Origin of the sequence: Flavobacterium lotistagni, assembly GCF_011392125.1 — a bacterium.
GTDB classification, from domain to species: Bacteria; Bacteroidota; Bacteroidia; order Flavobacteriales; family Flavobacteriaceae; genus Flavobacterium; species Flavobacterium lotistagni.
Genome location: NZ_JAAJBU010000003.1, coordinates 286,974 through 302,453, shown reverse-complemented (window position 1 = coordinate 302,453; position 15,480 = coordinate 286,974). Strand labels below are relative to the sequence as shown.

Below are 15,480 nucleotides of genomic sequence, written 5' to 3'. Positions count from 1 at the left end.
TTATATTTGACGGTCTGCGTTGTTTTTCTTGAGAGCCAAACGGTATTCAGCCAAAATTACCTTGACATCGTCGGTCATTTCGTTATATAAATCGGACGGCGACGCGGCGTTGTAACCTTCTTTGTATTGGTCTTTGTCTTTGCGGCCGCGCAGGTTGCGTTTTTTATCGATGATAAAGACATTCTCGGTTCCAAAATGTGCATCGAGTTTTCCTTTGAGTTTTAATGTATTGTAAAAATCCTGAATTTCATTGGTGGGCGCAAACACAAATAACCATTTTGAAGTGTTGGTTAAATCTTTCAAGCTGTTCAGGATTTGCTTAACCTCGTCCTGCGTGCCTTCTGGAGCAATCATGACAAACTGGAAATCTTTGAAGTCTCGGTTTTTATTGTAAATTTTTTGATTCAAGTTGAAATAATTGCCCTTGTGCGTCAAAATATTATCGCCCGTAAAGCCTAGAATAGTAATTTTCTTATTGAGCGAGACCGGCTGCCCATCGAGTGATTTCCAATGCCCAATATCAGGAACTGACGGTGTCACAGTAGGCAAAAAAATAAAACTGTTGACACCTGTGGCAAAGAACAAATAGGCCACAATTGGCAAGACAAATAATATAAAAAGGATTAGGTTTTTTTTCATTGTGCGGTATCTGACAAAACCGTTACAAAAATAAAAAAAGGCACGCAATGCGTACCCTTTTCAGCGAATTAATATGTTGTTAAAAATTCCATTTTATTGTAGAATCTTTGAACACTTCAAAAATGTAATCTCCTTCGATGAGCAATATAAAAAGCAAGTAAATTACTAGAAAAACTACTGTTGCTACTACCGACCATCTAAGCCCTGGAGTTTCTCCTTCCATGTGCATGAAAGCCCAAACAATATAATAAGCTTTGAAAATAGTCAAAATATAGAAAATCCAATTTAGCAGGTTCATTCCTAAAAGCAAGTTATCGTGTAAAGCAGCAGGCTTGGTAATTCCAAGGATAACTTCTACTGTGGTGACTACTGATAGCAATCCGAAAACAAACCAGATTCTTTTGGTATTTGATGCGTGCTCGTGTGACATAATGATAGCTTAAATAGATTAAACAAGATAGAAAACGGTAAATACGAATACCCAAACTAAGTCTACGAAGTGCCAGTATAAACCGACTTTCTCTACCATTTCGTATGTTCTTCTCTTATCGTAAGTTCCTAGTAAAACGTTGAAGAAAATAATGATATTGATTACCACTCCAGAGAAAACGTGGAATCCGTGGAAACCAGTGATAAAGAAGAAGAAATCTGCGAAGAGTTTGCTGCCGTATTCGTTTCTCACTAAGTTGGCACCTTCGACTACTAAATGAGCATTGGCCAATCTTTTCTCAGATTCTGCTCTTGTTAGTACAGTTTTGTGTTTCGGCTTGCTTAGCGTGTGATCGATAGTAGCGTCTGCTTTGGTCGCTTTGTCGTCTTTGTAGATTACTTCAGTTCTTACTAAAATTTCAGGGTGCGCCTTGAACCCAGCCTGAACTTCGGCAACAGAATAGGTAGGCAAAGCCGGCTCACTCATGAACCATTTCCCTTTGTTGCGTTCGAGTTGCTCCCTTTCTTCTGGAAGTACTACCGCAAAATCTTCAAGCTTGACCCTTTTACCGGTATTGTCAACGAATTGCAACAAGCTTCCTCCTTTGGTTTCAATTGCACCATACTCACCGTGGATGAAATTCTTCCACTCCCAAGCTTGTGAGCCAACGAAAATCAAACCGCCAATGATGGTCAAAAACATGTAAAAAGCAACTTTGCTGCGGTTCATGTGATGCCCGGCATCTACCGCCAACACCATCGTTACCGACGAGAAAATCAGGATAAAAGTCATCAACGCTACATAGTACATCGGCGCTGAAACCCCGTGCATAAATGGGAAGTGAGTAAAAACCTCGTCTGGCAATGGCCAAGTTTCAATAAACTTAAATCTTGAAAAGCCGTAAGCCCCCAAAAATCCGGAAAAAGTCAAGGCATCCGATACGATGAAAAACCACATCATCAATTTGCCGTAACTCGCTCCGAGTGGCTCATTTCCGCCGCCCCAAGTCTTCTCTTCAGTGTTTGCAGTAGTAACTGTCGCTCCCATAAAGTTATTCGTTAAAAAGTTCCCAAATTTACATTTTTTTCTTATTTAAAGAAATATAAAAATAAAAACAAATAAACCCACAATAAATCCAGAAAATGCCAGTACATCGCACCTAGCTCTATTCCAAGGGTTTGACCTGAATTGTATTTTTGTTTAAAATGATTATAAATTATAATCAAAAGCGAAATCAATCCGCCCGCAAGGTGCGCCAAATGGGCAACCGTCACCACATACAAGAAAGTTGTTGTGATATTACTCGCAGTTCCGGTAAAATAATAACCCATTGCGATTACTTCTCCAAAACCCCTGAATTGCAAGAAAACAAATAAAATTCCGAGTGCCAAAGTAGCCCACAAATAACCGGATGTCGCGCTGCGGTTGTCTTTCTGGATGGCTTTTTTCGCCAAATGAAAAGTAATACTGCAACCAATAATCACCGCGGTGCTAATGAAAAAAGCGGTCGGCATCTGGAAATTCTTGAGCCAGTCAGCACGCGATTTACTCACTACGAAAGCACTGGTCAAGCCCGCAAACATCATTGTCATACTGAGCATAGCAAACAATAACAATAACTTAAACGACCGTTCGCTTCTGGCCTTCTCTTCCTCGGGTGTCATTTTATCGGGTGTCATTATCTTAAGAATTTATCGATGATATATACAATTTGCAACAAGGTAATATAGGAAACGCTCACCAACATCAGCGTTCTCGCCGCCTGAGCTGTTCTGGCTTTGTAAAGCTTTACCGCGTAGAACAACATCCACAAACCTAAAAGCAGCACAATCACTGCGCTAATTGGGCTAATCCATAAATCGCCTGTATAACCCAAAACCGGCAGCAACGAAGCGATAATCAGCCAAATTGTGTAGAGCAAAATTTGCAAAGCGGTGGATTTGTCTTTTTTTCCAGAAGGCAACATGAAAAATCCGGCCTTGGCGTAATCGTCATACAAAAACCAACCGATGGCCCAAAAGTGCGGAAACTGCCAAAAAAATTGAATCAGAAACAAAGTGCCCGCCTCAATTCCAAAATTACCGGTCGCGGCCACCCAACCCAGCATAAAAGGAATGGCTCCTGGAAACGCACCCACAAATACCGATAGCGGCGTCATGGTTTTGAGCGGCGTATAAACACTGGTATACAAAAAAATCGAAATCGCGCCAAACATCGCCGTCTTCGGGTTGATGGTATACAAAATGCCAATCCCTAAAATGGTAAGTAAGGTAGCGATTGTCAACGCAGTGCCTGTGGTCATTCTGCCTGAAGGAACCGGCCTATTTTTGGTACGATCCATCAGGGCATCGAGGTCTTTTTCAATTACTTGGTTGTAAGCATTCGATGCGCCCACCATGCAATATCCGCCCACTGCGAGCTTCAAAAGCACGAGCCAAAAGTCATGTTCGAAATCTGCCACGCCGAGCATAAAACCTGCCAGCGAGGAAAAAACCACACTCACCGCAAGCCGCGCCTTGGTAATCTCAAGAAAATCGGTCGTTACAGACTTTACAGAAACAGGATTTGCAGTTGCGTTCAAGGAAATCAGTGGTTTTTCAAAACTGCTGCAAATGTACTTTATCAAAAAGGATTTGACAAAAAAACAACTCATAAAAATCACCGCCCGCCTACGATTTTTTCTGAGTTTTTTCAGAAGCCGGGAACCTGCTCTTCACTCTATCTTTTGTGGCTATCAACTCAGGGGAAAGCAATAAAATAACTGCCGCCACAAAAGGATGCCGTTGCGATCAGGGCTAGGGCAAATCGCTAGTAATCGTAATACCAGTTGAAAATATCACAGCGCAAGCCCAAAGAAAACCAAGTGGTACTTTCTTTAAACGTGCTTAGCGTTTCCTGTGACGGGTCGAAATTGCGGTAAATCAAACTGCCGAAAAGTTTCAGGTTGGTTTGCGGATTGACCAAATAGCCTGCTTGCATATCAGCAATCATCACCGTGGTTTTGTTTCCTTGACCAATGACTACTTTAATATCATAAGGCCGCTGTTCGTTGTAGTTGCGGTATATGTTTGAGCCATAATTAAAACTATCGGCTGCCGTATTGAAATCGAGTCCGCGCACGCCATAAGTGAATTTGGCATCAGCAAAATAACGGCCTTTGTGGTAGCGTGCCACCAAAATCATCTCGCGAAAATTGCCGCCCCATTGATGCCCAACGTTCTGGTTCGCGTGTCCGTAGTTGGTCAGTGGGTCACTGTGCGAGTACACATAAGGGCGCACATGGTTGTATTCAAGTTGCAAAAGCAGGTTTTCCACATTAAAGGCATTGAAATACTTCACGCCCAACTGGTAACCGTATTTGTTTTTCCAACTTTGGTTGGATTTCTTCACTTCGGCGAGCGAAAACTCATCGAGCAGAAATTGCCCATACCAGTTGAGCTGGTTGTTAAACTTGTATTTGAAAGTGGCACCAAGCAGTGCATTTCCGGTTCGTGCTGAAGATGCAAATTCCACCGAACGGTAAAACACAATCGGGTTGAAGAAACTCATGTCAAACCCCCGTCCGTTGGTGTTGGCCCAAATCACCGATTCGAAAAGCCCGATGTTCAAGCGCTTAGTGGCATTCCAGCTCAAATAATGGTTCGCCATGTATTTGGTCGCGTAGGTTTTCTCACCAATTACTTCCGAGCGAATGTCTTTCAAGAACATATAGGTATTGGTATACTTGATTTTCCAGAAGCTCGTATTGATTTTGAAAAACGGATAAGGACTTACACCGTCAGTGGTGATTAAAGACCGATAACCATCACCGATGAAATTTCGGCCATAACCTGCTTGAAAAGTAAATATCTTACTCGGTGAATAAGTAATGTAGGCTTCTGCCATCGACATATCGTAAGCATCCTTTTTGAACCTTTTAGCAATGCCGACACCCGGAATTACCGCCGGATCACCTAAATCTGAGTCCGGGCCGTAAGGACGAATAGATTCTGCATATCGGTTGTAATAGTCTGCAAATCTTCCTTGGGTTTCAAAAATCGTCGTGCTGAAAGTAACCTGACGCCCCAATCCGCCTTGAAACTGGATTCCGCGGGTATTCAAATAAGTATATTTAAGTTCACTCGGACTGCTTTTTCCGAGTTGCAAATCAATAATGGGGTTAAAAGCAAACCAATAACCGTCACCTTGGATCTCGATTAAGTTTTCATTGAAAAGTTTGCGTCCCCACCAACCTTTTTTATCTTTTTTGAGCGCGTCGTTTTCTTTTCGAAAGTCAAAATACGGCGAAACCTCGGCATAAGAATAAGGCTTCACGGCCGTGTGATTGTTCGTACCCAATTGGTTCATTGCAGCATCGAAATGCGCATAGTAGCTGTGTGAGAACGGAACACCTAAACTGCTCTGAAACTTCGGGTTGTTGAATTTATGGTAAGTGACGTTATCGTATTCGCTGAGTTCCTTGTCGGCATTTTTGACATAGTTTCGGGCATCAGCCAAACGGGCTTCTTCGATTTCTTTGGCAAGCTCGGCAGCACTTTTCAATGGGACATCGATCTTTATACTGTACTTTGAATAGGTCGGAATTCCGTTGTAAGTGGCCGGTTCAATTTTCGGTAACTGCCCAAAAACACGTGTCGTTTCTTTAGAAAGTCTTTCCTCGTTGGCATCAATGTAAATTATTTTAAAAGTGCCTTCGGCCGTAACTTCGAACAACACCATGATCGTTCCTTTATAATTTGAGGTTTTCAAATCTTCCGGCACTTGGAAATTGCGGTAAACAAAATCGTGCACGTGAATGTTGAAACAATGTGCCGATTCTGCCTCATTCAAATTTTTACACTCCGGAAACATTGGGCTGGTAGCCTTGTTGGAAACCACGTTTTGCGCAGTCAAATTGAGCAACCCAAAAAGCAAAAAGAATAAAGGAAATATTTTTTTCATTCGAGAAAAATTAGTTTAGTAAGCCGATTCAGAAATTTCTCCGTCAGCAATGGCTTTCGCACCCGAAGTTCCGATTCTCTTCACGCCGAGTTGGATCATCTCGACCGCTTCTTGATACGTACGAACACCGCCGGCTGCTTTAATGGCTAATGGCGAGGCATTCTCGAGCATCATAATAATCGTTTCTACGGTGGCTCCGTTGGGTTCGCCATTTTTGGTAACATAAAAACCTGTTGAAGATTTCACGTACACGTTGTTGTAGGCATCTTCCTTGAAGTTCGACATCACGACATTCTTAATCAGTGTCGAAAGTTGTATAATCTGTTGGTGGCTCAATGCGGCCACTTCAATAATCCACTTGACTACTTTGTGATGCTCCAAACCCAAACGCGTGCAATTCAGGATTTCTTCTTTCACCAAGTCGAGATTGCCTTTTTGGAATGCTTTGTAATTGCAAACAAAGTCCAAATCATCTGCGCCATCATCAATCGCCTTTTGGGCTTCTTTCATTTTTTTGGCCCAAGAAGATTTGCCTTCAGGAAAGTCGATCACAGTTCCTATATGCAACGAAGATTTCGCCTCAAGTACCATTTCTTTGGCAAGCTTGACGCGCTCTGGGCGAATCATAATCAGTTTGAATTGCTCGTGAATGGCTTCTTGAATGAACTGGCGCGCCATCTGGATGCTTTCGGTTTCTGAAATACCGGCTTGTTCGGCGGTTTTCAGATAAGTTGAATCGAGGTATTGTTTGATATTCATGGCATAAAAATAAAAAATCCCACGGTTGCGGGATATTTTTTAATGAATTAATTTTTGATTCTTTTTTGTATTGACAATAGCAAGACAATAGCGAGAAAGGCTCCGAAAGTATTGGCAAAAACATCTACAATATCTGCCTTGCGCGAAGTGGTAAACAAGGCTTGGGCTATTTCAATCGCGACTCCGTACAGCAATGAACCTAAAATAACCTGAAAGGCTTGTTTGATTTCGTATTTGCCTCTGGCTTTAATATAACCAGACCACAAAACTGCAAAGACAAAATGTAAAAATACATGAACAACCTTGTCAAAACCGCCAAAACCAATACCAAACTTTGGCAAACTTTTAGAATTCATCAAGCAAAGAATGGCGATAAAAACCGTCCAGGCTGTTGCCGAAATCAAGTAAGGTTTCTCTTTAGGCTCCAATAAGGGCTTTGTAATCTTCACTCGAAAGCAATTGATCCATATCGGCCGCATTGGCCACTTTCACTTTCACCATCCAACCTGCTCCATAAGGATCTGTGTTTACTACTTCCGGATTGGTTTCCAATGCTTCGTTGAATTCGACAATTTCGCCTGCTACCGGCAAGAAAAGATCTGATACTGTTTTCACCGCCTCAACAGTTCCGAACACTTCGTCTTTGTTAAGGGTTTGGTCAACGGTTTCAACTTCTACGTAAACAATATCGCCCAATTCTTTTTGTGCAAAATCAGTGATGCCCACTGTAGCGATATCTCCATCAAGAGAAATCCATTCGTGATCCTTGGTGTACTTTAGGTTTGCTGGTATATTCATTTTATATTGATATTAAAGGCTCCAAAGGTATAAGTTCTGTTGGAGATTAAAAATTATTTACATTAATTCCCGAAATTATAACGCATCGTAAATCCGGCACGAATATTTGTCGTAGGGAACGAAGTCGAAATCACGGCTTTAGAGAACGAATGATCGTAGAAGAACAATACGGTTAAGTTCTTACTAAAAGCATAATCGGCACCAAGTCGCAAAGACCAAATATTTTGTCCGCCTGAAAGTTGGTTGTTATCGTAATCTAAATAACGTACGATGGTTTTGCTGTTTCTGTAAGACGCATCCAATTTGAGGTTAATATCACTTTTGATAATTCCGGTAGGGTTGTCTGCCAACTTCGAGGAAAAAATTACATCTTTGATTCGGTAACCCAAACCAATAGTATAATCGACTCCTTTGACTTCGGTCAATAAATTGTTGTCAAAACTCAATGACATCGAACGGTCTTTTTTCACTTCTGCCAAAATCTTGACCGAGTTTTTCATTTCGAAATCCAAACGAATCAGCGGGCTGAATTGCTCGACCAAATTAATATTGGAAATAAGTACTTTGTTGAGATAATTTCCACCTACATCTGTACCGATTGGGTTCTTGTCGTATTCAAAATTCGAACGGAATGCGTTAATCGTATAAGTCGCTTTATAGCCATGTTGCAGCGAAAGTCTTTTGAAATTGTCTTTGAAAAATTTGTAACGCATCAATCCGGTGTACTTGATGGTCCAGTTCGGAATTGGGAAATCTTTAAAAGTTCTGAGCGAAGTGCTTGAAGCATCCGACCCGGTATAAGCAGCCAAGAATGATGGAATTAATACCGCTTGGTTGTTCTTGCCAAAACCAACTGGAAATCCTTGATTGGCTGTATAAATGGCATAATTCGGGTTGTCGGTATTGGCCGGAATTTCATAACCCTGACCTCCATACCTCGGGAAATTTGTAGTGCCGTAGTAATTTTCAGCCAATCTGTTGGCAATAATCAGACGGTTGTTTCGGAAATCTTCGAAGGCAGCCGAATAATTCTCATCGCTCTGACTAAAAGCGGTTTTAATCAATACTGTCGATATGGAGTAATTACCAAAAGTGTATGGCGATCTAGAATTGTAAGCGCCCGTAATCGGATCTACATCGTACTGCTCGGAAAAGTTACTTACGTAGGTGCGGTCGGCGTTCAAATCAATTTTGAAATCCGGAAACAAATCCATATTGGCCGTGAAGTTGAAGGTGCGGCTGGTCACTTGGGTAAAACTTTGGTTGAAATCTTGGTAAGTCGTCAGCCATCCACTGGAAGCCGATTGCTGGCGAATGTCATCCTGTGAACCGAAAATGAATCCCAGTGTTGGTTTGGAAGAACCGAAAAAGCCCAAACCTGGAGTAAATCCGGGAAGCACCGTTCCTTTGTTTTCAATATAGTTCAAATTGATGGTCTTCACGCTGGTAAGCACACCAATTAAGCCATCCATAAATAAACTTCGACTCGAAGTCGCAGCAGCATTGTTGGTATTGACCACTTTCTGCCCAGGCTTTGGTGGCGCCGTTGGTTTAGGCGCCGGTTTAGCAGCTTTTTTGGTCAGGCCAATATACTTGTAAAACGAATCCATATTGAAAGCGGTGTTCAGTTTGTGTGAACTCGCATTTTGGATAGTATTTCCTAAGTTATAACCTTCTAGAACAGTCGTGTTTCGTTGCCAGTGATAGTCTCCGGTATAAGAATAAGTTGATTTAACGAAACTCAAAAACGGCAGTTTATTCAACGGCAAGTCATAGTTTACTACGAATTGTTGCGTATGGTTGTTGGGTTCTCCGGTGTTCCAATAATCCGTATATAAGGTAACGCTGTTGATTGGTTGGTCATTCTCATCGAGATAATTTCTAACGATATTGCTTGAGGAAGCCGTGTAATTCATCTTCAACGATTTGGTCAAATTGTAATTGAAACCATACTGGTAGTTGAACAAATAGTTCCTTCTGTACAAGGCATCCAGCGGCAAACCTACTACATCCACTTGACGGAATTGCTGTTTGTTGTATTGTCTGATAATGTTGGTGCTGAATGAAATGTTGGTCGGCAAGTAATTGAAATTAAAATCCGAAAGTAACTTCCAATAGGAACTTTTCTTCAAGAACTTGTTGTTTTTCAATGGCTCAACGGCTTTGGGCTGGAACGCGAAAGTATAATCAACAGTAGTGTTGACCGTCTGATCTAAAAACTTCTCAATTTCGTAATTATGTCTTTCCACTTGATTGAACGAATGCGAGAAAGTCAAATTTTCAGGGTCGTAAATACGTTGCTTTTGTTCAGGGGCACGCTCTTTTTTGACTCCGATAAAGTTGATGCTTTTGCGTTTGGTATAATCAATTGCGCGGTCTTTATATTCTGCTCTAAGATTCGGGTCTGAGGTAATGTCGAGCACCTTCTCGAGTTTGATATCTTGATTGAATGGATCGTATTGTGGGGTAATAGTTTCCTCTCCGATGGCATAATTGAACGGCAAATTGATGTGCCATTTCTTAGGCATGAGTTTGCCAAGACTAAGATTAGTGACGATATTATACTGTTGCACATCTTCACGGCTGCGTTCGTTTGGGCCTTGCTCTAGAGTTCCGAAACCAATGGTACTCATTTTTCCGGTAGCCGAAATGGTGGCAAAATCTGCCAAGTTGGTATCGATATTCACCAATGCGGCCATACCTCCATTGTTGTCCATTTCTGCCAAACGCAACTCGTTGAACCAAACTTCTCCTTTAATGGTTCGTGGGTTAGTTCCCTCGTTGGTAATGTTTCTAACGCCTACCATTAAGTTTCTAACCAAACCAAAGTTTGGATTACCGCGCACGCCCAATTTGAGCCCATTGGGTCTGGCGCCTGTTGGATCATAATAGATTTCTCCAGGATCCAGAGGTCCGTCATTGCGCATTTTGATTTTTAGGTTGGTAAGCTCTTCCAACTCTAAGTTGATATTGTTATCTGAAGGCCAAATATCTTCTGCTCTTCGGGCATCAGGCGAAGTGACTTTTAGCGGAATTTCCACTTCATAAAAGTTCTCAGTAAAGTCATTCCCGAAACGGATAAAAGCTGCCATCTCACCGTCGTTCAAAGTTTCATTTTGAAGTGCCTCAGCATGCAAGAACATCTTGAGTTTCTTGAACTGGCGCATGTCTACGTTGATGTTTTTGAATACTCCACGCGAATCTCCTATTTCTAGGCCCTGTGTTCCAGAAACCCTTAAAGCCAAAGATTGTTCGTTCTGATTGATAATCGTATTGTTGTTAAACAATTGCTCACGAACTACACCAGGAGGTGAAACATAATGCTTGGTTTGGGCATTCTCTAGAATATTGACCGATTGTACCTCAAATACCGTCGGGTCATCAGTCAAATCAGTATCCGCAATATCGAGTGATTTCGTATAACGTCTCCAATCACCACGCACCAAATCTAAGGCTCCGAAACGCACCGTAATCGGACTCTCAAAACCGGTCATGAACATCCTGATAAAGCGAATCGAGGTAAAATCACTAATACTTCCTATAGCACGTTCCCATTCAGAAACAGGAATTTTATATTGAATCCAACGGTAGGGTGTGCTTTCCTGACTCGCCCCAGGTGTTGAAGCGACGTCATCACGGATATCGGTCACGAATTTATCGGCTAAAGTAATATTCGGCTTCATCTCGATGCTGTACTCGTAATAAGCCTGAACCGTATCCATAGTGTTGTCGCGGTTCAAATCCTCTACATCAGGCAAGGTGGAATTTCCTCTGTTGTTATCCGATACGTCAACTGGCGAATTGCCTTGGGTTCCGTTATAATTCTTGTAACGCTCAATCACATCGCCACCAGCTTGTAAAAAATACTCATAATTATCCCCAGCAGGATCAGCCTCACCAGCGTAATTGGTATACTTGGTTCCTTCTACTGAATCAACCAAACCATCTAAACCTGCATCTTGAACCGCGCGATTGCCTTGATTGGTATCGAAAGCGTATATTAGCGACTGGGCGGCAGGCACTCTTCCCCACTCAGTATCTATGGTTAAGGTGTTAGAACCTGATTCGGGTAAACCATTTTCATATTGTTTTTTCCCATCTTTGAGAATGTCTTCAGAGATAGAGCCTAGATTGAAATAAATTCGTCCTGTATTGTTACTGTTTGTAGCTCCAACGCCATCATAAGGATCCATGACCCAAAACTGAATAAATTCAACGTTGGCTTGCTCAAAGTTGGTCGAATTCAAAGCTCTAGTGATTCCTCCAAAATTATCTCTCGGAGCCACTGAAACAGTTGTGCTATTGTTGTAAGGCCCGCGTTCATTAGGGTAATACGTTAAATCTAGGGTGTTGACAATCTGGATTTGCCCAGCAGCAATGTCGGTTCCGGGATACAACTCATCAATAAAAATCCTACGGGTACTGTTCAAAGAAATGTCGTCAGTGCTAATGCCTCCGGGTTTGGTGTAAATGATTGGATCGATGGTATACCAACTCAACTTGGCGCGTTTGTGGCCATATTCCAATGTGGTAGAATCTTCATTGAAATCAAAAGGACTGGGCGTTTCCGGATGCGAGCCGGTAGTCTGCACATCTGTATCAATAGCTGGTGTTGAAGACAAAGCCCATGACAATGGTGAACGCAAATCAATATTGGTTTGCGATCCTTCAAAGTCATCTACGTAAATAGTCGACTCTCCGTCAAAACGATCTGCTTTGGGCGTATCGGGCTTCAAGAAAGCGACTTCTCCACGGAACGAAATATTCGACGGTACATCGGTATCGATAAAAGGCAGCTTGTTGACCATTCTAGTAAAGAAAGGCACTTCAGTCGAAAAAGTAGTGTTAAGCCCAAATATTGTGTTGTTCACTGATTCTTGTCCGAAACTGGATTTTTGAGTCAGCGGACGCTCGGTCATTTTCAGGAAAGTAGCACCAATGAGGAATTTCTCTGAGATTTTATGATCGATGGTAAAACCCATGAATCTTCGGGTTTGTTGTCCGAAAGTAGAGTTATTCTCCACCGAAACCTGAATCGGCGTATTGGACGCTTGCAACGAAGGATCTAAAATCTGTACGCGGCCAGCTTGATAATTCACGCTGTAATCAATTCCTTCCACGAGCACTCGTCCACCAGCAGTAACTACAACCGAACCTCTAGGAACATTGAAAGCACCAATCGGAATTCCGTCGCCACCGGTAGACTTGAATTTTCCACGGAGTTGGTATTTGTTTTTGTCGGTATCTTGAAGTGCCGAAGCTTGAGTTCCGGTATACATTGCCCGGAAAACATACTTTCTTTGGTTGGCATTATAGGTCGTGGGATCTTTATAAGTTTCGGTTGAACCAGGTGTTTTCAATTTGTCAAAAATCAATTTTCCGAAAGGTTCGACTGTGGTAAAAATCAACCGCCCATTTTGCTGGTCAACGGTCATGCCTGGAATAAAATCGAAAAAACCATCACCGCCAGCTTGCGGATCGTTGGCAAAATTCAATCGATCGACATTGAAAACCTTCAATAAAGGAGTGTCGGTTACTTTATTACCGGGTGTATCAGGAAAAGTCGTACCAGCTACCGGAGAAATATAGTTAATCGGTGAAGGATCAGAATACAAAATATTGAATCTAAAATCCTGCTGCTCCAACTGGAAAGCACCAGGAATTTGATAAATATTCTTCATCATCAAGTTCCACACTGGCTTTTGGGTATTGGTCAGGTTGCTTTTGAGCATTTTCAAAATCAATGACTGCGTGGTAATAGTTTGGGGTTGGCCTGTATTCGGATCGAAAGAACCCGGTTGGGTAGCATCCACTCCATCATTTCCGAATTCACCTACTTGGTATACCTGATCGCCGACCGTATACTGATAAGCTACAGCCAATATTTCGTCATTAGATAGTCTTTGCTGCAAAGAGACATAACCCAACTGCGGGTGAAATGTATATTCACTAGAATTCAGCTTTCGGGCATTTTCAAGTTTGGAATAATCCAGACCTTCTAATTGCGCGATAGAACTGCCGGTTAAGGTATTGAACCCTGAACCTGCTGTAGCAATTTCACGAATATTCGAATTCAAATAACCCGCGCCACCAATAGCGTCATCAATTAAACCTGGATCGTACAAGTTGTTTTTGTTGTCTGCCGGAGAATCAACAGGATTACGGAAAAAACCTGCAGGCAAAGTCCCTAAGGAAATAATCTCGCTGTTTTCATAACCTGTAAGTTGTGCTTCTCCCAAATCTTGCAAAGCGACAATGTTTCTAAGGTTGTTGTTTGTGCCATTGACTCTGTTCTGACGGTTGGTAATCCAGACTTCCAAACGAGTAATTTGTACCCGACTGTCGATGAATGGATAACTCCTTAAAGCTGAATCGTATTTGTTTCTGAAATACTGTGAAAGGAAAAAGTGCCTGTCGTTGTCGTACTCCAATCCGAAAAGGTCGAAATCTTGAACGGTTCCACCGCCTTGTGCCGTAACGGTTTTAGTTTGTGATTTTTGCTCGGAGAAAATACCGGTAATGGTCGTTTTACCGAATTGTAGCTGGGCTTTAACTCCGAATAAACTTTGCGCACCACGAATCAGCGAACTGCTCAGGGGAAGGCTTACGTTTCCGACCTCGATTTTCTGAATGATATCGTCTTCGTCTGGCGTATATTCTAGTTTAATTTGGTTTTGAAAAGAAAAAGTCGATTCAGTGTCGTAATTCGCCGTCACTTTGAGTCGGGTCCCTACTTTTCCCATCAAACTCATACTGATGCGCTGGTCAAAATCAAAGTTAGTAGTGGAACGGTTTTGCGGCGAAAAAGCTGGGTTGTCTTGTTTGGTATGGCGCACGCCGAGATCGACTTCTACCGAACCGGTGGGCTTTACATCGATGGTATTGCTCCCGAAAATAGACGAGAAGAAACCAGAATTCACATAATAACGTGGCAGTAAATTTTTCTTTGCCGCTTCAGAGCCTTCTTTTTTACCGTCGATGGCATCTGACTTTTCTTTGAAGTACTTGCGCATCGATTCGCGAAGCATCAGTTGTTCGTATTCTTTGGGAGTAAGGATAATTGGGTAATTGATGTTGAAACCGTCTACACTGTTGGTATAAACGTATCTATCGGTAACCGGATCGTAAGTATAAGCATCTAAAATACTCGGCGGATTATCAAGGGTTAAAGTTCCTGTGGCATAACCTGGTTTGATACTGTCTGTGACTTCTTCATCTACTTGCGCACGAAGCCCGACACTGCTGAGCAGCAACAGCAAAAAAACACTGATTTTAAGAACCGATAATTTATTTTGTATGTATCGTGTTTTCAAGAATTATAAATTTTTTAAAGCCTGTTTGATAATCGATTCTACGGTTGCCTCTGCATCATTTTCCACAATTTTATCGACCACTTTCTCTGCCAATTTTTTGTTAAACCCTAAAACTTCCAAAGCAGATAACGCTTCGTCTTTGTTTGTATTGTTGGGGAAAATCGAAACTTCATCAAGATCGTATAGTTTTAACACTTTGTCTTTAAGGTCGAGAATGGCCCGCTGTGCCGTTTTCGCACCAATCCCTTTGATGGATTGCACGGTGGCTACATCGCCCGCAGCAATGGCACGGATAATTTGTTTGGGCTCGAGCGACGACAACATTGTTCTGGCAATGCTCGCCCCGATGCCCGAAACAGACAATAGCATTTTAAAAATTTCCCGCTCTGACTTCTCGACAAAACCAAACAAAGTGTGCGCATCTTCCTTAACTTGCAGATAAGTAAAAAGCTTGATTTGATCGGTGGCGGGAAGCAGGGAATAAGTATGCAGTGAAATGTTGATATGATAGCCTACACCACCGCAATCAATAACCACTTCGGTTGGTGTTTTCTCGACTAGTTTACCTTGAATATGTGCTATCATTGGTTTGTTAAAGCA

At 42.0% G+C, this 15,480-nt stretch carries 11 protein-coding genes; all 11 read right to left on the bottom strand.

The genetic code is table 11. From position 1 onward, the window contains the following. Positions 1-639, bottom strand: coding sequence for a hypothetical protein (locus tag G4D82_RS06030; protein ID WP_166335570.1), 639 nt, complete (start codon positions 637-639; stop codon positions 1-3). Positions 640-718: 79 nt separating this feature from the next. After that, positions 719-1,069 carry a cytochrome C oxidase subunit IV family protein gene (locus tag G4D82_RS06025; RefSeq protein WP_166335568.1) on the bottom strand — a complete coding sequence of 117 codons (351 nt, stop codon included), beginning with the start codon at positions 1,067-1,069 and terminating at the stop codon, positions 719-721. 18 nt (positions 1,070-1,087) lie between these two features. Beyond that, positions 1,088-2,116, bottom strand: a complete 1,029-nt coding sequence (locus G4D82_RS06020; protein ID WP_166335566.1) for a cytochrome c oxidase subunit 3 — start codon at positions 2,114-2,116, stop codon at positions 1,088-1,090. A gap of 41 nt (positions 2,117-2,157) precedes the next feature. Further along, complete coding sequence (locus tag G4D82_RS06015; RefSeq protein WP_166335564.1) at positions 2,158-2,748, bottom strand: cytochrome c oxidase subunit 3; 591 nt, start codon at positions 2,746-2,748, stop codon at positions 2,158-2,160. Beyond that, the gene (cyoE, locus tag G4D82_RS06010) at positions 2,748-3,650 is read right to left on the bottom strand and encodes a heme o synthase (RefSeq protein ID WP_207788132.1); all 903 of its coding nucleotides are present in this window, start codon (positions 3,648-3,650) and stop codon (positions 2,748-2,750) included. Before cyoE ends, G4D82_RS06015 begins: the two co-directional genes overlap by 1 nt. Positions 3,651-3,877: 227 nt before the next feature. Beyond that, on the bottom strand, positions 3,878-6,010 hold the full coding sequence (locus G4D82_RS06005) for an energy transducer TonB (protein ID WP_166335560.1): 2,133 nt from the start codon (positions 6,008-6,010) through the stop codon (positions 3,878-3,880). A gap of 15 nt (positions 6,011-6,025) precedes the next feature. Further along, positions 6,026-6,769, bottom strand: a complete 744-nt coding sequence (gene deoC, locus G4D82_RS06000; protein WP_166335557.1) for a deoxyribose-phosphate aldolase — start codon at positions 6,767-6,769, stop codon at positions 6,026-6,028. 47 nt (positions 6,770-6,816) lie between these two features. After that, on the bottom strand, positions 6,817-7,218 hold the full coding sequence (locus G4D82_RS05995) for a VanZ family protein (RefSeq protein WP_166335555.1): 402 nt from the start codon (positions 7,216-7,218) through the stop codon (positions 6,817-6,819). Further along, positions 7,187-7,567, bottom strand: coding sequence for a glycine cleavage system protein GcvH (gene gcvH, locus G4D82_RS05990; RefSeq protein ID WP_166335553.1), 381 nt, complete (start codon positions 7,565-7,567; stop codon positions 7,187-7,189). Before gcvH ends, G4D82_RS05995 begins: the two co-directional genes overlap by 32 nt. 62 nt (positions 7,568-7,629) lie before the next feature. Then, complete coding sequence (gene sov, locus G4D82_RS05985) at positions 7,630-14,880, bottom strand: T9SS outer membrane translocon Sov/SprA (RefSeq protein WP_235924310.1); 7,251 nt, start codon at positions 14,878-14,880, stop codon at positions 7,630-7,632. Between the two features lie 3 nt (positions 14,881-14,883). Beyond that, positions 14,884-15,465, bottom strand: coding sequence for a Holliday junction branch migration protein RuvA (gene ruvA / locus G4D82_RS05980; RefSeq protein WP_166335551.1), 582 nt, complete (start codon positions 15,463-15,465; stop codon positions 14,884-14,886). Positions 15,466-15,480: the final 15 nt, after the last annotated feature.

Coding starts and splice junctions, on each gene's coding strand:
- deoC (WP_166335557.1), bottom strand. CDS start 6,769: ATGAATATCAAACAATACCTCGATTCAACTTATCTGAAAACCGCCGAA.
- G4D82_RS06005 (WP_166335560.1), bottom strand. CDS start 6,010: ATGAAAAAAATATTTCCTTTATTCTTTTTGCTTTTTGGGTTGCTCAAT.
- ruvA (WP_166335551.1), bottom strand. CDS start 15,465: ATGATAGCACATATTCAAGGTAAACTAGTCGAGAAAACACCAACCGAA.
- G4D82_RS06015 (WP_166335564.1), bottom strand. CDS start 2,748: ATGACACCCGATAAAATGACACCCGAGGAAGAGAAGGCCAGAAGCGAA.
- G4D82_RS06020 (WP_166335566.1), bottom strand. CDS start 2,116: ATGGGAGCGACAGTTACTACTGCAAACACTGAAGAGAAGACTTGGGGC.
- gcvH (WP_166335553.1), bottom strand. CDS start 7,567: ATGAATATACCAGCAAACCTAAAGTACACCAAGGATCACGAATGGATT.
- G4D82_RS06030 (WP_166335570.1), bottom strand. CDS start 639: ATGAAAAAAAACCTAATCCTTTTTATATTATTTGTCTTGCCAATTGTG.
- G4D82_RS06025 (WP_166335568.1), bottom strand. CDS start 1,069: ATGTCACACGAGCACGCATCAAATACCAAAAGAATCTGGTTTGTTTTC.